Annotated in this window: 16 protein-coding genes; 7 read left to right on the top strand and 9 right to left on the bottom strand. The window is 69.2% G+C overall.

All coding sequences use genetic code 11. The features are described from left to right. The first annotated feature begins 28 nt into the window (after positions 1-28). Positions 29-901: an acyl-CoA thioesterase domain-containing protein gene (locus ACWDTS_RS02625; RefSeq protein ID WP_197255965.1), complete on the top strand. Its 873-nt coding sequence runs from the start codon at positions 29-31 to the stop codon at positions 899-901. 88 nt (positions 902-989) lie between these two features. On the opposite strand, the gene ACWDTS_RS02620 is transcribed toward ACWDTS_RS02625, so the two are convergent. The 3 genes from ACWDTS_RS02620 to ACWDTS_RS02610 are packed head-to-tail and all read right to left on the bottom strand — an operon-like array spanning position 990 to position 5108. Next, complete coding sequence (locus ACWDTS_RS02620; protein ID WP_450117527.1) at positions 990-3284, bottom strand: acyl-CoA dehydrogenase family protein; 2295 nt, start codon at positions 3282-3284, stop codon at positions 990-992. Between the two features lie 43 nt (positions 3285-3327). After that, on the bottom strand, positions 3328-4110 hold the full coding sequence (locus ACWDTS_RS02615; protein WP_450117526.1) for an enoyl-CoA hydratase/isomerase family protein: 783 nt from the start codon (positions 4108-4110) through the stop codon (positions 3328-3330). Between the two features lie 11 nt (positions 4111-4121). Next, positions 4122-5108, bottom strand: coding sequence for an NAD(P)H-dependent flavin oxidoreductase (locus ACWDTS_RS02610; RefSeq protein WP_450117525.1), 987 nt, complete (start codon positions 5106-5108; stop codon positions 4122-4124). 162 nt (positions 5109-5270) lie between these two features. Between ACWDTS_RS02610 and ACWDTS_RS02605 the strand changes: the two genes are divergently transcribed. Together ACWDTS_RS02605 and ACWDTS_RS02600 are read left to right on the top strand one after the other, a co-directional pair. After that, complete coding sequence (locus ACWDTS_RS02605) at positions 5271-6068, top strand: FadR/GntR family transcriptional regulator (RefSeq protein WP_450117524.1); 798 nt, start codon at positions 5271-5273, stop codon at positions 6066-6068. Positions 6069-6121: 53 nt separating this feature from the next. After that, entirely contained in the window at positions 6122-9421 is a 3300-nt protein-coding gene (locus ACWDTS_RS02600) for a BTAD domain-containing putative transcriptional regulator (RefSeq protein ID WP_450117523.1), read from the top strand. Here the strand turns inward: ACWDTS_RS02600 and ACWDTS_RS02595 are convergent. Further along, positions 9339-10031, bottom strand: coding sequence for a hypothetical protein (locus ACWDTS_RS02595; RefSeq protein ID WP_450117522.1), 693 nt, complete (start codon positions 10029-10031; stop codon positions 9339-9341). The two genes, ACWDTS_RS02600 and ACWDTS_RS02595, sit on opposite strands and share 83 nt — an antisense overlap. Before the next feature lie 116 nt (positions 10032-10147). Between ACWDTS_RS02595 and ACWDTS_RS02590 the strand changes: the two genes are divergently transcribed. Together ACWDTS_RS02590 and ACWDTS_RS02585 are read left to right on the top strand one after the other, a co-directional pair. After that, a complete protein-coding gene (locus ACWDTS_RS02590) occupies positions 10148-10816 on the top strand; it encodes a hemerythrin domain-containing protein (RefSeq protein WP_450117521.1) in 669 nt (222 codons plus the stop codon). 140 nt (positions 10817-10956) lie between these two features. Continuing rightward, positions 10957-11247, top strand: coding sequence for a hypothetical protein (locus ACWDTS_RS02585; RefSeq protein ID WP_197255980.1), 291 nt, complete (start codon positions 10957-10959; stop codon positions 11245-11247). 45 nt (positions 11248-11292) lie between these two features. Here ACWDTS_RS02585 and ACWDTS_RS02580 read toward each other — a convergent pair whose 3' ends face one another. Then, positions 11293-12576, bottom strand: coding sequence for a wax ester/triacylglycerol synthase domain-containing protein (locus ACWDTS_RS02580; protein WP_450117520.1), 1284 nt, complete (start codon positions 12574-12576; stop codon positions 11293-11295). Between the two features lie 36 nt (positions 12577-12612). On the opposite strand from ACWDTS_RS02580, the gene ACWDTS_RS02575 reads away from it, so the two are divergent. Continuing rightward, on the top strand, positions 12613-14652 hold the full coding sequence (locus ACWDTS_RS02575; RefSeq protein ID WP_450117519.1) for a prolyl oligopeptidase family serine peptidase: 2040 nt from the start codon (positions 12613-12615) through the stop codon (positions 14650-14652). 12 nt (positions 14653-14664) lie between these two features. Here ACWDTS_RS02575 and ACWDTS_RS02570 read toward each other — a convergent pair whose 3' ends face one another. The 3 genes from ACWDTS_RS02570 to ACWDTS_RS02560 form a co-directional block, all read right to left on the bottom strand. Then, positions 14665-15522, bottom strand: a complete 858-nt coding sequence (locus ACWDTS_RS02570; protein ID WP_450117518.1) for an alpha/beta hydrolase family protein — start codon at positions 15520-15522, stop codon at positions 14665-14667. A 14-nt stretch (positions 15523-15536) separates the two neighbouring features. Continuing rightward, on the bottom strand, positions 15537-16418 hold the full coding sequence (locus tag ACWDTS_RS02565) for a phosphatidylinositol mannoside acyltransferase (protein WP_248673038.1): 882 nt from the start codon (positions 16416-16418) through the stop codon (positions 15537-15539). A gap of 88 nt (positions 16419-16506) precedes the next feature. After that, on the bottom strand, positions 16507-17640 hold the full coding sequence (locus tag ACWDTS_RS02560; RefSeq protein WP_450109368.1) for a patatin-like phospholipase family protein: 1134 nt from the start codon (positions 17638-17640) through the stop codon (positions 16507-16509). A 195-nt stretch (positions 17641-17835) separates the two neighbouring features. Between ACWDTS_RS02560 and ACWDTS_RS02555 the strand changes: the two genes are divergently transcribed. After that, positions 17836-18162 carry a hypothetical protein gene (locus ACWDTS_RS02555; protein WP_197255991.1) on the top strand — a complete coding sequence of 109 codons (327 nt, stop codon included), beginning with the start codon at positions 17836-17838 and terminating at the stop codon, positions 18160-18162. Positions 18163-18198: 36 nt separating this feature from the next. On the opposite strand, the gene ACWDTS_RS02550 is transcribed toward ACWDTS_RS02555, so the two are convergent. Beyond that, on the bottom strand, positions 18199-19158 hold the full coding sequence (locus tag ACWDTS_RS02550; protein ID WP_450109435.1) for an alpha/beta hydrolase: 960 nt from the start codon (positions 19156-19158) through the stop codon (positions 18199-18201). Between the last annotated feature and the right edge of the window lie 166 nt (positions 19159-19324).

Raw genomic sequence — 19324 nt, 5'->3', positions numbered from 1 at the left:
AGCTCAGCGGACCGCAATCACCGCCGAGATGCTGGCGGCACTCGCTCGGCCTCCCGTCGGGCGCATCCTTTCTCTGCAGGACAGGGGCGGGGACGTCTTCCGCGGAGAGGCCCACGCGCACGTCCCGCGGATCTACGGTGGACAGACCCTCGGCCAGTCGTTGATGGCCGCGGGTCACACCGTCGATCCCGACCGGCACGTCCACTCGCTCCACGGGCACTTCGTCCACCCCGGCCGTTCGGATGTCCCCGTCGACTATCACGTCGAAAGACTGCGGGACGGTGGCAGTTTCGCCACCCGCCACGTGCGAGCCGTGCAGAACGACCGCACGATCTTCCTCACGACCGTGTCGTTCCAGCGCCCGGAGGACGGCCTCGAACATCAGACACCGGTGAGCGCGCCGGCCGCGCCACCGGAGGAACTCCCCCGATTCGAGGAGAGTTTGAGCACCGACGAATTGCGCGGAGCCGCATGGCTTGTCCCGCTCCTCACCGGTACCGGTGTGGACTTCCGCTTCCCCGAGGAGTATCCACGGCTCGCGAACCAGCGGGGTGAGGCCCGCCCGCCACGTCAGCGCGCCTGGGTCCGTACCGCGGAGCGACTCGGCGACGATCCCTTCGTCCACGCCGCGGGGTTCGCGTACTGCTCCGACCTGTTCCTGCTCTCGGCGTCGCTTCCGCCGCATGCCCGGCACGTCGAAACTCCCGGTCTTCAGCTCGCGAGCCTGGATCACACCATCTGGTGGCACGCACCCTTCCGCGCCGACGAATGGCACCTCTACGAGCAGCACGGGTACCGGATGAGCGGAGGTCGCGGGCTCTCGCGCGGTTACCTCTTCGATCGGGACGGCACGCTCGTCGCGAGCACGGCGCAGGAGGGGCTGCTGCGTTTCCGGGAGTGACCCGGGAGAACCCCGCGGCGACGACGAGGCCGCTGACTGTCAGGAGCAGCGGCCTCGTCGTGTCCGCGCAGTGCGTTCGATCGGCCCGTCAGGACAGCCGGTCGAACACTTCGCTCACCGCGCAGTCGCGCAGCACTTCGGGTCGACCGATCCACGCCTCGTTCGCCGTCGCGCGGCGCAGCAGAAGGTGGGCGGGATGCTCCCAGGTGAACCCGATACCGCCGTGGATCTGGATGCAGTCTTCCGTGGCCGTCACCGCGGTGCCGAGCGCGGCTGCCGTGGCGAGGTTCGCAGCGATGGACGCGTCGGGATGGTTCTCGTCGCAGTCTGCAGCCGAAAGTACCTGTCCCCGAGCCCCTTCCGCACCGACCAGCAGATACGCGCATCGGTGCGAGACGGCCTGGTACGAGCCGATCGGCTGACCGAACTGCTCGCGTTGCCCGGCCCAGTCCACCGCCATCGCAAATGCCCGGTTCGCGACACCGACCGAGTCCGCCGCGACGAGCAGCTGCGCGACACGGCGGGCGCGGGCCAGCGCGTCGTCGACCGCCTGCCCGGACGCGAGCACTGTGGCCGGCGCCCCGTCCGCGTCGACGATGCCGACGGTCGCGGTCAGGTCCACCGAGTTCTGCACCGTGACGGTGACGTCGGCCGGCTGCACCGAGACGAGCACGCGGCCGCCGGTGGTGGCATCGGTCGCGAGAACCACGAGCACACCGGCGACGGGTGCACCCGCGACGCGTTCGACCCTGCCGGTCAACCGGCCGTCGTCGAGCACGGGCAGGCCGGACTCGACAACCCAGCCCCGATCGTCGACGGGGACTACGAAGGCGGCGGTCGCACCGGACACCACGGTACGGGCGGGCTCGTCGACGCCCGCTGCGGCGAGCACCTCGAGGGCGATGGCGGTCGGCACGAGCGGCACCGGCGCCAGGTGGTACGCCGCCTCTTCGACGGCCGCGCACAGCAGCCGCAACGGCTGGCCGCCACCGCCCAGGGACTCCGGAGCGGCCAGCCCCGGCAGACCGAACTTCACGAGTTCGTCCCACAGGTCGATGTCGTAATCACCGGGTGCAGACTCGCGCGTGAGCAACTTCCCGGTGTCCACGCGGGACGAGAGCAGGTCGCCGAGTACCTCGCGCAGCGCCGCCTCGTCCTCCTCCGGAGCGGTGAGCGGTCGTCCCGGGGCGACCACCGGGTTCCGGCGGCCCTCGCCGCGATGCGAGGGTAGGCCGAGCACGTTCTCCGCGATGGTGTTGCGCTGGATCTCCGCGGTGCCCGCACCGATCGTCGCGGCGCGGGACATCAGATATCCGTAGGTCCAGCGCCCGTGTTCGACGACGCCCTCGGACCGGGTGTTCAGCACCGCCCCCGATCCGGTCAGGCGCAGCGCGAGCCGGTGCATGTGCTGCTCGAATTCCGACTTCACCAGGCGGTTGATCGACGCCACCGCGCCCGGATCTTCGTTTCGCAGAACGGCTTCCAGTGCTCGTGCACTGTTCGCGGCGATCTCCCGGACGCCGGTCTCGACCTTCGCGAGTTCCTGCCGGATCAGCGGATCGTCGGCGTAACCCTGCGCGGCGGCGAGCCGGAACACCTTGTCGACCGTGCTGCGGTAACGGAATTCGTCGGCGAGGAAGGCCGTAGCCCGCTCGTGTCCGAGCGAGGTCCGCATGATCGACCAGCCTTCGCCCTCCTCGCCGATCCGGTTGGCGACGGGTACCTCGACGTCATCGAAGAAGACTTCCGCAAAGTGGTGGCCTCCTGCGGCATCGCGCAGCGGACGCACCTCGATACCGGGAGCGTTCATCGGGATCAGCAGGTAGGTGATGCCTGCCGTGCCGCGGCCGGGAGCTCCGGTGCGGACCAGCGCGAAGATCCAGTCGGCCTTGTCGGCCATGGTGGTCCAGATCTTCCGTCCCGTAACCCGGTAGATGTCGCCCTCACGCACGGCGCGGGTGGACAGCGAGGCGAGGTCGCTGCCGGCGCCCGGTTCCGAGAAGCCCTGGCACCAGAACTCGTCGGCCCGCAGCAGCGGCTCGAGGAAGCGATCCTTCTGCTCCTGCGTGCCGTGCACGATGATCGTCGGTGCCACGATGAACGACAGGGGGCACGGATGTTTCGGCGCCCCGGCCCGGGTCGTCATCCGGTAGTAGTCGAGTTGCTCCTCCAGCGAGAGTTCCATGCCGCCGGCTTCGCGTGGCCATCCCGGCGCCGCGAGACCCGCGTCGACGAGTTCGGATTGCCAGGCCCGGGCAGCCTCGAAACGCTCGCGGGAGGTGGCCGGGCGTGGACGCTTCCGATAGTCGGCGAGCAGTGTGGTCAGCCGGTCGCGCCAGTCGCCGGTCGATGCGTCGAGTACCGCCGCGGTCTTCTGTTCCACCCCTCCACCTCTCATGATGCGAGCACTCGGATCGTTCTGTGATTCAGGATTTCTCGGCTCGCCGTTTGCCGTACCGCGCGCCGATGTCGACCCCGTCGGGGCGGTACGAGGCAGCGGCCTCGGCCTCGAGACCGAGGGCGTGGGCGAGCGAGGTGCCCGCGCCTTCCTTGAGCAGGCGCAGCATCCGCTGCACCGCCCCGGGATGGCCGTCGGCAATCTTGTGGGCGATCTCCAGTGTGCGGTCCAGCAACCTGTCGTGTTCGACGACCTCGTTGGCGAGACCGATCCGTGCCGCCGTGTGCCCGTCGACGGGTTCGCCGCTGAGAATGAACTGGATCGCGGCGGGAAGCCCGATCATGCGCGGCAACATGGCGCTGCCGCCCCATCCGTTGAGAAGCCCGATCTGCGCGTGGGTGTCGGCGAATTCGGCGCGGTCCGACGCGATGATGAACGAGCAGTTCACCGCCAGTTCGTAGCCGCCGGTGTAGCACGGCCCGTTCACGGCGGCGATCACCGGCTTCGAGATCCCTCGTAGCGCCTGGGTGGGCGTGGGGCCCTCGCTGCCGAGCGGTGGACCGGACAGCGCTTCGGGCAGGTCCACACCGGACGAGAACGCGGTGCCCGCGCCGGTGATCACCACGACGCGCACGTCGTCGTCGCCGTCGGCGCGCCACAGTTCCTTCTTCAGCGCCTTGCGCATCGCCCGGTCGATGGCGTTGCGCCGGTCCGGCCGGTTGAGTGTGAGGATCGCGACCGCGCCGTCCCGGGTAACGAGCAGCGGGGATTCTTCGGACGTCACGGTGTCGCGTGCGTCGGTCCGGGTCATGTTGCGCCCCTTCAGGAAACGGAAACGGAGTCGGTGATGTTGCGCGTCAGATCGAGCAGGATCTCCTCGGCCTCCGCCGCGATCCGGCGCACGAGCTCACCCGCCGGCGGGATGTCACGGATCAGGCCCTGCGCGACCCCGACGGTCCAGATTCCGGCCTCGGGATCGCCGTCCTCGTAGACCTTGCGGCCGCGGGTGCCTGCGACGAGATCCTTGACGTCCTTGAAGCGTCCGCCTTTGTTCAGGATGTCGACGACCTCTTCGCTCACCGAGTTCCTCGCCGCGCGCATGGTGTTGCGGAGCTGACGGAAGATCAGCTGGGTGTCGAGTTCGCAGGCACCGACGATCTGCTGCTTGATGTTCTCGTGGATCGGGCTCTCCTCGGTACACATGAACCGGGTACCCATGTTGATGCCGCCGGCACCGAGAGCAAGTGCGGCCGCGAGGCCCCGTCCGTCCGCGAAACCACCGGAGGCGATGAACGGGATGTCGAGGGCATCGGCGGACGCCGGGATCAGCACCAGCCCGGGGACGTCGTCCTCACCGGGATGACCGGCGGCCTCGAAACCGTCGATGCTCACCGCGTCGACGCCGATGCGCTGCGCCTTGAGGGCGTGACGGACGCTGGTGCACTTGTGGATGATCTTGATGTCGTGCTCTTTGAAGTGCTCGACGTGCACCGTCGGGTCGGAGCCGGCCGTCTCGACGATCTTCACGCCGGAATCGATGATCGCCTGCCGGTATTCGGCGTACGGGGGCGGGTTGATCGACAGGGTGAGGGTGAGATTGACGCCGAACGGCTTGTCGGTCAACGCGCGGCACCGCTCGATCTCCTCGACCAGATCCTCCGGGGTCGGCTGCGTGAGAGCCGTGATGATGCCGAGGCCGCCCCCGTTGGAGACCGCGGCGGCAAGTTCCGCCCGGCCGACCCACATCATGCCGCCCTGCACCACCGGATGCTCGATTCCGAATTCTTCGGTGAACCGCGTCCTCAACATTGCCGCTCCTCGGAGTTCGCCGGGACTCCGGCGCCTGATCTCACGGTGACACAACGCACAAATACATAGATAACATAGTTGACTATGTATAGTGGGCGCAAGGATCCTCGGGTACGTTACGTAGGTACGCGAAGTTGTATATGAGCAGGAAGGTGTCCCCCCGTGACCGACGAAGCATGGGCTCCGATCTTCGATGCCCCCGGCACGACGGGACGAGCGATCCGAACGCCCAAGACAGCCGAACTCGTCGCACGCAAGCTGCGCCGCATGATCGTCGACGGTGAGCTCAAGGACGGCGACCATCTGCCCCACGAAGCCGAACTCATGGAGCACTTCTCCGTCAGCCGGCCCACGCTCCGCGAGGCGGTCCGCGTGCTCGAAGCGGAACGGCTCGTCGAGGTCCGCCGCGGTTCCCGCTCCGGCGCCCGCGTGTGTGTACCGGGTCCCGAGGTGGTTGCGCGACCGGCGTCGCTGCTGCTGGAGCTGTCGGGTGCCACCGTCGCCGACGTCTACATCGCCCGCCAGGCCGTCGAACCCGCCGCCGCACGACTGCTGGCGGAGAACGGCACAGAAGAAGCCTTCGATGAACTCGAACGCATTGTGGACGAAGCCATTCCGTCGTCGTTCGAGTCCGGCACCTTCGGGCAGGCCGCGGCGCGGTTCCATCTCCGAATGGTCCAACTGGCAGGCAACTCGACCCTCGCCCTGATCGCGGGAATGCTGCACGAGATCTACGAACGGCACACCACGAACGTCACCCGCGAGAAGCGCGAAACCGATGCGGAGAAGTACGAGGAGAACTACAAGTTGTTCGTCCGTTCGCAGCGCAAGCTGATCAAGCTGCTGCGCGCGCGGGACGGCGCCGGTGCCTTCGCTCACTGGCAGAAGCACATGGTGGTGGCCCAGTCCCTGGTGCTCGCCGGCCAGGAGGACACGAAGGTCCTCGACATCCTGGACTGAATGCGACCACAGGGCTCGCGGACTGCCTGCACCGCCGCTAATCTGGGCCGATCATGACAGCGCAGACACCGTCCGCCGCGCCCGTTCGCATCAGCGTGCTGGGCTCGACCGAGGTCACGGTCGGCGACCGCACGGTGTCCCTCGGCGGTCCGGGGGCCCGTGCGGTTCTCGGTCGGCTCCTCGTCGCCGCGGGTCACGTCGTCTCGACCGACCTTCTGATCGAGGACCTCTGGTCCGGCGGGCCGCCACCGAAAGCACTGGCCGCGCTCCAGGTGCACGTGTCGAACCTGCGGCGTCTGCTCGAACCCGCACGCGCACCGCGGACACCGGCGACCGTCATCGTGAGCGCCCCACCCGGCTACGCGCTGCGGTTGCCCACCGAAGCGGTCGACGCGTGGCATTTCGATCGGCTCGCCACCGAGGGACTCACCGCCGCCGACCGCACGTCGCGGATCGAGATCCTGTCGCAGGCGCTGGACCGGTGGAAAGGCATCCCCTACCACGAACACCTCGACGCGGACTGGGCCCGGATCGAGAGCACACGTCTGACGCAGGTGTACGCCACCGCGCTCGAAGCGCGCGCCCACGCCTATCTCGACGAGGGCCGTGTCGAACTCGCGGCCGATCAGCTCGACCCTCACGTCGCCGAGCATCCCGAGCGCGAATTCGCGGTCCGGCTACTGGCGTCGGCGCAGTATCGCTGCGGTCGCCAAGCCGACGCACTGGCCACGCTGCGCCGCACCCGCGAATACCTGCTCGACGAGCTGGGAGTCGACCCCTCCCCCGAACTGCAGGAACTCGAACGCGACATCCTGCAGCAGCGGCCGTCGTTGTCACCCGAACGGGCGGACATCCCGCTGCGCGTCGAATCGTCTGTCCCCCAGCAACACCCGGATTCCGGCGACATCGTCGGCAGGGACGGCGAACTCGCGCAACTGCACGACGCGGCGCACCGATCGGAGACGAGCGGGCTGCACCTGGTGTGGATCGCGGGCGACGCGGGCGAGGGAAAGAGTGCGCTCGCCCGCGCGTTCCTGCACCGGACCACGGCCGAGGGCCGGCTCGGTGCGTGGGGTGGATGCCCCGAGGTCGACGGTGCACCGCCCGCCTGGCCGTGGACCGAGATCCTGCGCGGACTCGGTGAGCAGGAGCCGCCCGCATCACCGTTCGAACTGAGCCGCGCAGTCGAGCAACTGCTGTCCACGCCCGAGCGCAGAACCGTCCTCGTTCTCGACGACGTCCACCGGGCCGACGAACCGACCCTGCAGGTGCTTCGGCATGTCGCCGCCTCGGCCCGGAACTCGGCGACCCTCGTCGTGGCCACGTTCCGTCCCAGCGAGGTCACCGACGATCTGCGCGCGACCTGGGCTGCGACCGCCGGGATTCCGGGAGCCCGGATCACCCTGCGCGGAGTGGGCCGGGAGGAGGCTCGCACGATCGCCCGTCGCGCGGGGTCGGCCGACCTCGACGAGGACGTGCTCGTCGAGCTCGTCGACCGCACGGGCGGCAATCCGCTCTTCCTCGAGGAGTACTGCCGCCTGATCGCCTCGGAGGGTGTCGACACACTCGGGGCGCCGCCGGACGTCGATACCGTCCGAGCGACCGTTCCCGACGGGGTGCGAAACGTCCTCGCGCGCCGCATCTCACGCCTCCCCGAGCGGACGGTCGTCGCGCTGCGACGCGGTGCCGTGCTCGGTCGCGACTTCGACCTGTCCGTCCTCGGCGCCGTCAGCGACATGGACGACGAGAGCGTGATCGACGCACTCGAACCGGCGGTGGTCACCGGAATTCTCGTCGAACCCGCGCCCGAACGTCTGCGGTTCAGCCACGATCTCGTGCGCGAGACCCTCTACGACGCCCTGCCCGCCATGCGGCGCAGGCGGATTCACGCCGCAGCACTCGACATGCTCGCGCGGCGAGATCACTCCGACCCGACGGTCCTCGCACACCACGCGATCGCCGCGGCGACGCCCGCCACCGCGGAGCGGTGCGCGGAGTACGTGGTTGCGGGTGCCCGGGCCGCCGAGCGGCAGTCCTCGTTCAAGGACGCGTTCGCATTGTGGGCCGCGGCCCGGTCGTTGTCGGAGACCGCGAGCGAACCGAACAGCCGTCTCCTGCTGGAGATCCTGATCGGCCAGGTGGGATCGCAGGCCCGCACGGGCGACATCGGCGGGGCACGCGACACCCGGGTCCGCGCGGTGCGGGCGGCCCGCGCCCTCGGCGACCGCGATTCTCTCGTGCGCGCGCTCGTGTCGTGGACCGCGCCGGTGGTCTGGACGATCCGGGTCGACGCCGATCCCGACACCGAGATTCTCGACGAGATCGACACCGCACTGTCCGATCCCGCGCTCCCCGCGGCGACCCGCGCCCTGCTGCTGGTGGCGAAGGTGTTCGAACTCGAAGGCCTGGACGACGAAGGGAGCCTCGCGGCGGCCGTCGAGGCCCGCGCCCTGGCCCAGGAATCCGGCGACCCGACAACGATGATGAGGGCGCTCAACGCCGTCGGTTACGTCGCGTTCGGTCCCGATCTGGTCGACCAGCGGCTCGCGAACTCCCGGCAACTGCTCGACGTCGCGCAGAAGGTGGGCGACGAGGGGTTCGTCTCGGTCGCCCACTTCCAGCGGTTCCTCGCCGCCACGGCCGTCACCGACTTCGATCAGGCATACGGGAGCGCTTCCCTCGCAACCACATACGCGGCCGGCCATCAGCTGGTACAGATGCTCGGGGTGCTCGCCGTGTTCGATGCGATGGTGGAGTTGATGGCCGGTCGCGTCGAGTCCGGACTGCGCCGATACGACGAGATCTCGGCAATGTTGCACGCCCAGGGCATGGTTGTCGCGCAGTGGATCGGCACCATCGGCCGTATCGGTGTCGCCGTGGCACGCGGCGACCTGTCGCCACTGGTCGAAGAGCTCGAGCTGATCGAGGGGGTGCGTCCCCACTCGGTCCGGTTCCCGCTGATCCTGGCGCTTCTGGACCGGGGCGACACCGACCGCGCCCGGCAGCTGTGGGAGGGAAGCAGTCCATATCCGCGCGACTACTACTGGCTGGCGATGACGACGTTCCGTGCCCGGGTGGCCGCTCGTCTCGCCGACGTGGCGACGGCTCGCGATCTGCACGCCGAACTCCTCCCGTTCTCGGGCCGCATCGCCGGGCTCGACTCCGGTTCGTTCTACGCGGGACCCGTCGACGTCGCGCTGGCCGAGACCGCCGAGGCCGTCGGAGACGGCGATGCGGCGGCCCGGTGGCGAGCCGCCGCATCGGAACTGGTCACACGGCTAGCGGAGCGCCTGCACGATGCGAGGTCGCCGGCTCCGTCTCCACCGGCGGACGACCGTTCGCCCGCAGAATGAGAACCCCGATCGCGGCGAACGCCAGCCCCCGCGGCAACTCGATCACCAGTCCGCTCACGCCGGGCAGCTCGGGCAGCGGCAGGAGCAGAACCAGACCGCCGGCGGTCATGATCGCGCCGATCCAGCGGGGAACGGCGCCCGTGCGGAGCAGGCACACGCCGAACACGACCATGCTGAGCATGAACGTCAGCCCGCTCGCGGTCTGCAGCACGGTGAACGCCGTCGAGGGGAACAGGGAACCGTCCGCGGGGACGAGGTGGGCGGTCGCCGGGTTCGCCGCAAGTTCGTATGAGGCGAACGCCTCGATCGTCAGGTGCGTGAGCGACACGAGCATCGACGAGCCGTAGAGCAGGACGAAGCCGATCAGCCCCGCGAGCCCGGCCTTCGCAGAGAACCACGCGTAGACACCCGGCAGGGCGATCAGCTGGACGACCGTACCGAACAGCAACAGCATCTGCGCCCACGGGCTGAACCCGGAGGTCAGCGACTCGGCGGAATGCGCGTTGCCGTCGACGACCGGGTGCAGCAGGCCACCGGTCAGGTTGAGCGCGAACGCGACGATGACGCCGGCGGCGCTGAGGCGGTACAGAAGTGAAGGTGTGATGGTCATGGTCCGAGTGTGTGGACAGGCACTTGGTCGCCACTTTCATTTCCCGCAACAGTGGCGCTCGTCCCGGCCAAGCGATCACCAAGTCGCAGCCAAGCACCGGCGGGCACGCTACCGACATGACATCTCTGACCAAGGCTCCACGCCTCACCACGGATGAAGAACTGCTCGGTATGCGTCTCGCGCACCGCGTGATCGTCCACGACCTCGCCCGGCTCTCCCGTCTCGCCGACGAAATGGTCGCCGACCGGTCGCGTTTCGACCACGCCCGGTGCGCCGCGATCTCCGGCTACGTCTCCCTCTTCGCCGCGAGTCTCCACCATCACCACAACGTCGAGGACTTCTCGTTGTGGCCCCTGATCACCGAGTCGGCGGGCCCGCACGTCGATTTCACCGAACTGACGGACGATCACGACGAGCTCGACCCGCTCCTCGACGATCTCGTCCGCTCGGCGGGGGCACTGCCGCAGAAGACCGCGATCGCCGAATTCGCGCAGACCGTCCGCCGGCTCCGGGCGATGCTCGACGAACACATCGCCGACGAGGAGCGCACCGTGTTTCCGCTGATCACCGGCTACGTGTCCGCCGAGTCATGGCAGACCTTCGAGAAGGGCGCGCAACGCGGCGCTCGCATGGACTTCGACCTCACCCGGGTCTTCGCGGTCATGACCCCCGAAGAAGCCGAGCGGGCCCGCAAGGAACTGCCGTTCTTCCTGCGCGCGCTGGTCTCCGTGCTCGCGCGCAAGCAGCGTCGCCGCGAACGAGCGGTGTTCGGGGCCGCTGTGTGAGACAAGGGGCTGTGTGACACGGCGGCCGGTCCCCGTGCGGACCCTCCGGGACTCGGGCATGATGTCGCCGTGCGTCTTCCCGATCGATACCAACCCGCGCGGCGCGAGGCCGCTCGGGTGTTCGACACGGGAGGACACACATGGAATACAACGCGATGATCGAACTCGATGTGCTCGTCGATCTTCTGAGCGACGACGACTTCGACGACTTCCTCGAGCCGATCGTTCCGCATCACGGTTGCGTGGGTCGCAGCGACAACGCTCTGGTCGAGCTCGTCGTCACGATCGACGCCGTGGATGCGATCCACGCGACGCAGTTCGTGCACGCCCTGATGCGCACCTCGTATCCGGACTACCGCGTCAACTACGTGGACGTGCTGCCCACGAGCGCCTTCGACGCGATCTTCGGATTCGGCGACTACTTCCGCTGACGGGCTCCCTGGTGCTTGCACCCGGCCTACAGTGCCGCACCCGGCCTACAGTCCGGCGAGCGATCTCCGGAGCAGATCCACGTACCGGTCGAGTGCGGCGTCGTCGAGCACGTCGGGGCTCGTCGTGACCGAGACCGCGACGGCGTCGCCGATGCCGTGCACGCCGTGGGTCAGTGCCATCACCGGTGACAGGCTCGGGTATCCGGTGGTGAACCGGACCGCGCCGCCGCCGAGCACGAGGTCGGCGGCGCCGCGGTTCACGCTCGACACCACGGTGTTCCCGGTGACGGTCGGCGGTACGACGGACAGGTCGGTGCGGTCGGTTCCGAAACGCAGCAGCGGCGCGGGCACGTGATCCTCGGTCCGGGACCGCACCGCCATCGCCGGGTGCGCGGCGCGGCGACGCCGCAACTCCAGTTCGGCGGCGATCGCCGCGGCCCGTTCGCCGCTGTCGCGGAGGTCCGGGCGAAGTGCGACCCCGACACTGCGGTACGCGTTCCGTTCGCTGCCCCTCGTCGGCACCGCCACCGGAACCTCCGCTCCGAGGGCGTCCACGTCCAGGAACGCGGCCAGGGCCGGACCGATCGCGGCCAGCGCCGCGACCGTGACGGCGCCGGCGCGCCGCAGGTCGGCGGTGTCGCACACGAGGGTCCGCACCGTGCGGCGGGGACCGGGCGCGGTGTTCACCGCGACGAGCGGGCAGCCCGGCGCCGGGGGCGGCACGCCCGGTCCGGCCAGTTCCTGCTCGGCCCGGCTCGCCCTCACCCCGTCGGCGACCACCCCGACGATCTGTCCCGGCAGTTTCGCCGCCGCGCGCACGAGCATGGCCGGCGGCGCCGGGGCGCGGGGCGCCTCGGTGCGCGGCGGCGCGTCCTTCTCGAACAGGGCACGCGCCAACGCCGACGCACGCTGTCCGTCGGCGAACGCGTGCGAGATCTGCAGCACCGCGAGCAGCGCGGCCCCGTCTCCCCCGGGTGCGCCTGTCACGTCGGGGATCAGGTGCAGCCGCCACGGCGAGACGCGGATGTCGACCCGGCCCTCGACGAGCGTGCCGAGCAGGGCCGTCACCGCTGCCCAGTCGCCGCCGGGATGGGTCCTGAACTGGTCGTCTCCGATCTCGCGGTTCGTCCAGTACGGGTAGTCGAGCAGGCCCGGAACGTCGACGGCCCGGGTGCGCAGGTCCCCGATCCCCGCGGCCCGGGCGGCGAGGTCGCTGAGCACCCGTTCTGGCGGCGCGGACGGCGCGTCGAAGCAGTACACGAGGAACAGATCGCTGGGCAGACGATCGCCGAGCCAGTCGCGACGCGCGTCGGTTGGATGCAGCTGCATGCCCGCAAGTGTGCCGGTCCGGGTAGAAATAGCGACATGACCTCTGCGACGAACGCCGACGCCACGGCCTCCGACCCGACCGACCCGTACCTCTGGCTCGAGGACGTCACCGGCGAGCAGCAGCTGGACTGGGTGCGCGCCCGGAACGCACTCACCGTCGACGAGTACACCCGCACCGACGAGTTCGAGACGTTGCAGTCCCGGATCCGGGAGGTGCTCGACACCGATGCGCGGATTCCCTACGCCCGGCGACGCGCGGAGTATCTCTACAACTATTGGCGGGACGCGGAGCACGTCCGGGGGCTGTGGCGCCGCACCACGATGGACCAGTACCTGCGCGACGACCCGGAGTGGGACGTGCTCGTCGATCTGGACGCGCTCGCCGAACAGGAGGGCGAGAACTGGGTGTGGTCGAGCGCGCAGGTGCTGCGTCCCGACCACACGCGCGCGTTGATCGGATTGTCGCGCGGCGGCGCGGACGCCACCGTGATCCGCGAATTCGACCTGGTCACACGGCAGTTCGTGTCGGGTGCGGACAGTTTCGAACTGCCCGAGGCGAAGACGGACATCGGGTGGATCGACGCGGACTCCGTCTACGTCGGTACCGATTTCGGCGACGGGTCGCTCACCGATTCGGGATATCCGCGCATCGCGAAGCGGTGGCGGCGCGGCACCCCGGTCTCCGAGGCGGAGATCGTGTTCGAGGGCGAGAAGACCGACGTGGCGGTGGGCGCGTCGTACGACCGCACGCCCGGATACGAGCGGACCTTCGTCGAACGGGCCCTGGACTTCTACAACGCGCACCGGTTCGAGCTGACCGACGACGGCGAACTGGTGAAGCTCGAGGTGCCGGACGACGCCGGGGCCGGCGTCTACCGCGACCATCTGCTGGTGCGCACCCGGTCGCCGTGGCTGGGATACCCGGCCGGTGCACTGCTGGCCACGAACTATCCGGCGTTTCTGGCGGGATCACGCGAGTTCACGGTGCTGTTCACCCCGGACGAGCACACCTCGCTCGAGCAGTACGCGTGGACCCGCAACCACCTGCTGCTCGTGACGCTGCGCGACGTGCAGACCGAGGTGCGGGTGCTCACGCCGGGGCCGGACGGGTGGGAGGACCGCCCGCTCGAGGGCGTTCCGCCGGCGACGTCCACCTCGATCATCGACGTCGATCCCCTCGAGAGCGACGACTTCTTCCTCAACTCCAGCGGTTTCACCGTCCCCGCGACTCTGCTGTCCGGGACGGTCGGCGGTCCGCTGACGGCGATCAAGCAGGCACCCTCGTTCTTCGACGCCGAGAACATTTCCGTCACACAGCATTTCGCGACGTCCGACGACGGAACCCAGGTGCCGTACTTCGTGGTGGGCAGCAACACCGACACCCCGTCGCCGACCCTGCTGTACGGCTACGGTGGATTCGAGAACTCGCTGGTGCCCGCCTACGGAGGCGGTATCGGCCGGGCGTGGCTCGAACGCGGCTACACCTATGTGATCGCGAACATCCGCGGTGGCGGCGAGTACGGCCCCACCTGGCACACGCAGGCGCTGAAGGAGAACCGGCACAAGGTGTTCGAGGACTTCGCGGCGGTCGCGAAGGACCTCGTCGCGCGGGGCATCACCACCGCGGAGAAGCTCGGTATCCAGGGCGGCAGCAACGGCGGTCTGCTGATGGGCGTGATGCTCACCCGCTACCCGTCGCTGTTCGGGGCGATCGTGTGCCAGGTGCCCCTGCTGGACATGAAGCGGTACCACCTGCTGCTCGCGGGCGCGTCGTGGACGGCCGAGTACGGCGACCCCGACAACCCGGACGAGTGGGCGTTCCTGAAGGAGTACTCCCCCTATCAGAACGTCGATCCCGAGGCGACGTACCCGCCGATCCTGATCACCACCTCGACCCGCGACGACCGGGTGCATCCCGGCCACGCCCGGAAGATGGTCGCCCGCCTCGAGGAGCAGGGACATCAGGTGCGGTACTACGAGAACATCGAGGGCGGGCACGGCGGCGCGGCGGACAACGCGCAGGCCGCGTTCAAGTCGGCGCTGACGTTCACGTTCCTGGAGGACAAGCTCCGCTGACAACCGGGCGGGTCAGCGGTCGTGCAACCAGGCCGCGACCCGCTCGACGATCTCCGCGTTGTCCCGGATCCAGCCGTTGTGCCCCAGCGGACGGTCGAGGTGCCAGGTGGTGACCTCGGCCGCGGGGAGCTTCTCGAGCAGATGCCGGGCCGCGGCGACCGGGGTCATGTCGTCGTTCTCGATGGTGATCGACAGCACCAGCAGCTTCAGCCGCGCGAGGCGCTCCTCGTAGTCGATGTCGGCGCCGTAAGGCTCGAATCGTCCGCTGCGGGCCAGGCGCGCCCAGTCCGAGATGAGCACGCGGGACTGGCGTCCGAATCCCCCGATGTCGAGCCGGTCGCCGGGCCAGAATCCCGCGACGCTCGCGGTGATCGACATGGCCGCGGACCCGAGCAGCAGGCCGGGTCCGCGGGAGCCCGGGAAGTGCCGGTAGTAGGGGGTTCCGGAGGCGACGAGGATCAGTCCGCCGAGGCGGCCGCGGACCCGCGACGCGTAGAGCACCCCGAGTTGGCCGCCCATCGAATGTCCCAGCAGGTACGGGGTCGAATCGGGGAATCGTTCGCGGACGACCTCGAACATCGCGGGGAAGTCCACGGACACCAGCTCGTGGTAGCCGTAGACGCTGTCGGCGTCCGGGCGCGGCCGGCTGTCGCCCTGCCCGCGGAGCTCGCAGATCGCGACGTCGAAGCCGTGTCCGGTAAGCGCGTCGGCGAACGGTTCGTAGTAGCCGGCCGGGATTCCGAGCCCGGGGACGACGACCACCACGATCCTCGCGGCGTCCCGTCGCGTCTCGTGCTCGTGGTCCGGGCCCGGAAACAGGCGGACCGGCGCGGTGGTACCCCCCGGCAGCTGGATCGGTACGGTCTCCACCGGCTCAGAGTAGATCATCGGTGGCCGTCGAAGTCGGCGGTCCACACCCGTTGCAGCATGTGCCAGTCGGCAGGATGCGCGGCGATCGCGGCGGCGAACCGGTCGGCCAGCGCCTGCGTCGTGCCCTGCACACCGTCGACGGCCTCGATGGGCGGGCCCACCTGGAAACCCCAACCGTTCGGCGTGAACCAGCAGTTCACCGGCAGCAGCGGCGCACCGGTGTCGATCGCGAGCCGGGCGGGACCGGCCGGCATGCGGGCCGGTTCGCCGAAGAAGGTGACCGGCACACCCGTGCCGGTCATGTCGCGTTCGGCGAGCAGCCCGACCATCCGGCCCTCACGCAGCCGTGCCGCCAACTGCTCGAGCGGTGGCGTCTCGGTGCCGGTGAGCGGAATGATCTCGAATCCCAATCCCTCACGGAACCGTACGAAGCGCCGGAACAGCGAATCCGGCCGCAGTCGCTCGGCGACGACGACCGGCGAGCCCACCCGCTGCGTCACCCAGACGCCCGCCAGATCCCAGTTTCCGCTGTGCGGGAGGGCCAGCACCGCACCCTTGCCGCGCTCGACCGATTCGTGGATGTGTTCGAGTCCGGTGGCGGAGGTTTCGATGTCGTCGGCGAGCCGGACCGGATCCATCGACGGAAGCCGGAAGGCCTCGCACCAGTAGCGCGCGTACGAACGCAGGCTCGCGCGCACCAGCTCGTCGGGGATCTCCTCGGCCGGGATGGCGAGAACACGGGACAGGTTGCGCCGCAATTGATCCGGTCCGCCGTTGCGGGCTGCGCGATCGGCCGCGAGATAGAACAGGCGCAGCGCCCAGCGATCCGGCAGTGCGCGCACCAGCCGCCACGCGGCCGCGTAACCGAGGTCCCAGGTTCGATCCTTCGCGTTCACCGGCCATCACCACGCCTCATCACCCGAGTGTCCTCCCCTCGACCGCGAACACACCGGCATTGCGCCGAGTCGGGGGCACGATCCCCGGCTATTCCGGCGATCCCTCTGCGGGTCCGTGATCGCCCGGTTGCGGAGGACCGTGCTCGCCACCGGCCCGCGCCTCGAGGAACCCGGCGTTGTCGAGAGCCGCTTCGGTCAGTGTCCGGCCGAGTTCGATCATCTCGGCGGCCTTGTGGAAATCGAGGCTGCGGCATGCGCTGCGCGGTATTTCGACCAGCACATCCGGTGGGTACGCGGCGAGCTGATGCCGGGCCAGCACCGACTGCATGATGTCGATCGACCGGCTCATCACCGCGACGCGGCCGAGTTTCGGCGCGGCGACACCCCCGGACGCCACCGCGGCGGCTTCGAGCGCCGGGTCGACGGGCGGCTCGAACACCTCCTCGTCGGCAGCGGCATCGGAGTCGGCAGTGATATCGGAGTACGCGCCGTTACCGGAGTCGGCAGGGCCCGAATCCGTATGGGCCCGGGCCGAACCGAACCGGCCCACGACCGATCGCACGATGTCGCGTTCGAGCAGGAACCCGGCACTGCGGCGGAAGCGGCCGATCCATTCCTCGACCGGGCGCGGTTCGGCGCTGACGTTCACCGGGGACGCGAGGCCGCGTTCCTCACCGCTGAGACTGATCCCGATCGTCAGGTCCGACGCCAGCGCCACGGTCGGCGCGACCGGCAACGGCGCGAGCGTGCCCCCGTCGATGAGCACCCGGCCGTTGAGGACCGCCGGAGTGATGACGCCGGGAATCGCGATCGAGGCGCGGATGGCGACGTCGAGCGGACCTCGCTGGAACCACACCGGCCGTCCCGCAGCCAGATCGGTCGCGACCGCGGTGAACGGGAGCGGCAGGTCCTCGATCTGCACGTCGCCGAGGATCTCGCGGACCCGGGCGAGCACCTTCTCGGCGCGGATGGCGCCCGCTGACGTCACCGACACGTCCAGCAGCCGCACCACGTCGAGCTGGGTGAGGGTCAGCGCCCAGTCGGTGTACTCGTCGAGCTTGCCCGCCGCGTACAGTCCGCCGACCAGCGCACCCATCGACGATCCCGCGATACCGACGATCTCGAGGCCGCGGCCGGTCACAGCCTGGATCGCTCCGATGTGCGCGTATCCGCGCGCACCCCCACTGCCGAGTGCCAGAGCTACCCGTTTCGGTTCGGCCATGGCTTCGACGGTACCGCGCCCGTTCCCCGAGAAACCCCGACCCGCGAATTCAGGGTGCAGATGGGTGGCTCACCCGATGTGCCCGGTGCGGCTGTCGAGCCACGATGGGAACGGTTCGGGATCACAGCCCACATCCCGTTCGCACCAACACTTTCCTGTTCTGCACGCCTGTTCGCATCTCCGAAAGGAATCACCATGCGCACCATCGTTTCCGCCGCCGCCGTCACCGCAGCCACCGCAGCCGCCCTGCTCCTCGGGGGCCCCGCCGCGTCCGCCGCGTCGGCTCCGTACGTGGTCGGGATGAGCGAATCCGCAGCCCGCGCAACCCTCGACGCCGAAGGCGTGCCGTACACGGTGCTCAACCGCTCCGGGATCTCCTCGGATTCGTGCACGGTCACCGAGCAGCGCGACCGCGGCTACCGCACCGAGACCGACACCGTCTACGACCGCGACGACCACGAGTTCGACCGGATCGAGACCCAGGTCTGGCGGGGTCTCGGCCTCGTCGTGGTGTGCAACTGACCGTGATGGGCCACCGGCCGGAACCTACGGCGGTGGTCAGCGCAGGGCGCGGTCGAAGACCGGCCACGACCGGTGCAGGTCGTCTTGCCAGTAGGTCCACGAATGGGTCCCGGTGGGGCGGAGCTCGACGTGGGCGGGAATGCCGAGTTCGTCGAGTCTCGCGACGAACCGCCGCGTGCATTCACCGGTCGCGGCCTCGATGACCCCGCCGGTACCGGCCTGCCGGACGAGCACGAGCGGATCGCCCGCGACCTCACGGCCGTCCAGCGTGTCGTCGTACCCGGGAAGCCCCGTGCCACTGGAGATGTAGAGTTCGAGGCCGCGCAGTCGCTCGGCGTTGAGGTAGGGATCGTGCGCGGCCCACGCCGGATCCCCGACGGGACCCCACATGTTCGTCACGTCACCCCGCCCCCGTCCCTCGACGACCATTTCGACGAAGCGTCTGCTCACCGGGTCGCTCGTGGAGGGGCACCCGCTGTATGCACCGACCGCGCGATACAGTCCGGGGCTTTCCACGGCGAGATTGAGGACCGAGGTCGCCGAGGCCGACACGCCGGCGATCGCGTTGCGACCGGATGTGCCGAGAGTGGCATCGACGATCGGCGGAAGCTCACGAGTGAGGAACGTCGACCACTTGTGGCGTCCGAGCACGGGATCGTCACTGCGCCAATCGGTGTAGTAACTGGCCCGACCACCGATCGGGGTGACGACGTTGACGTTCTTGTCCGCGAAGAACGCGACGACGTCGGTGCGGTCGTGCCAGTTGCCGGGTTCTTCCCCGCCGGTGTACCCGTTGAGCAGGTACAGGGTGGGGCGCGGGCGCGACCTGTCGGACGGAAGAATCACCCGTACGGGAATCTCCCGGTCCATGGCGGCGGAGTGGACGATCAGAATCTGCTGCCGGGTATCGACGGTCTCCACCCGGACGAGATGCGCGCCGGATGTCGGCTGCGCGGTTGCCTGCGGCACGACGAACGCGACCACCGCCGCGAGCATCACCAGGGCGCCCAGCAGACTCGGAATACGATGCACCACATTCCTTTTCGTCGAAATGTATGCGGCGACCACGGCGGTTGCGCCGCGGTCGCCGCTGTGGGCCGTCAGGAGTTCGACAGCAGAAGTTGGATGATGATCTCGAGAATCTCCACGCCTCTCACCCCCT

The sequence above is a fragment of the Rhodococcus sp. NPDC003383 genome (assembly GCF_053589115.1).
This window is presented reverse-complemented; position numbering and strand designations above follow the sequence as displayed.

What these genes read in the sequence shown, in the direction of transcription:
- ACWDTS_RS02625 (WP_197255965.1), top strand. Translation starts at nt 29, where the DNA reads ATGCTGGCGGCACTCGCTCGGCCTCCCGTCGGGCGCATCCTTTCTCTG.
- ACWDTS_RS02615 (WP_450117526.1), bottom strand. Translation starts at nt 4,110, where the DNA reads ATGACCCGGACCGACGCACGCGACACCGTGACGTCCGAAGAATCCCCG.
- ACWDTS_RS02610 (WP_450117525.1), bottom strand. Translation starts at nt 5,108, where the DNA reads ATGTTGAGGACGCGGTTCACCGAAGAATTCGGAATCGAGCATCCGGTG.
- ACWDTS_RS02600 (WP_450117523.1), top strand. Translation starts at nt 6,122, where the DNA reads ATGACAGCGCAGACACCGTCCGCCGCGCCCGTTCGCATCAGCGTGCTG.
- ACWDTS_RS02595 (WP_450117522.1), bottom strand. Translation starts at nt 10,031, where the DNA reads ATGACCATCACACCTTCACTTCTGTACCGCCTCAGCGCCGCCGGCGTC.
- ACWDTS_RS02590 (WP_450117521.1), top strand. Translation starts at nt 10,148, where the DNA reads ATGACATCTCTGACCAAGGCTCCACGCCTCACCACGGATGAAGAACTG.
- ACWDTS_RS02585 (WP_197255980.1), top strand. Translation starts at nt 10,957, where the DNA reads ATGGAATACAACGCGATGATCGAACTCGATGTGCTCGTCGATCTTCTG.
- ACWDTS_RS02580 (WP_450117520.1), bottom strand. Translation starts at nt 12,576, where the DNA reads ATGCAGCTGCATCCAACCGACGCGCGTCGCGACTGGCTCGGCGATCGT.
- ACWDTS_RS02575 (WP_450117519.1), top strand. Translation starts at nt 12,613, where the DNA reads ATGACCTCTGCGACGAACGCCGACGCCACGGCCTCCGACCCGACCGAC.
- ACWDTS_RS02560 (WP_450109368.1), bottom strand. Translation starts at nt 17,640, where the DNA reads ATGGCCGAACCGAAACGGGTAGCTCTGGCACTCGGCAGTGGGGGTGCG.
- ACWDTS_RS02555 (WP_197255991.1), top strand. Translation starts at nt 17,836, where the DNA reads ATGCGCACCATCGTTTCCGCCGCCGCCGTCACCGCAGCCACCGCAGCC.
- ACWDTS_RS02550 (WP_450109435.1), bottom strand. Translation starts at nt 19,158, where the DNA reads ATGCTCGCGGCGGTGGTCGCGTTCGTCGTGCCGCAGGCAACCGCGCAG.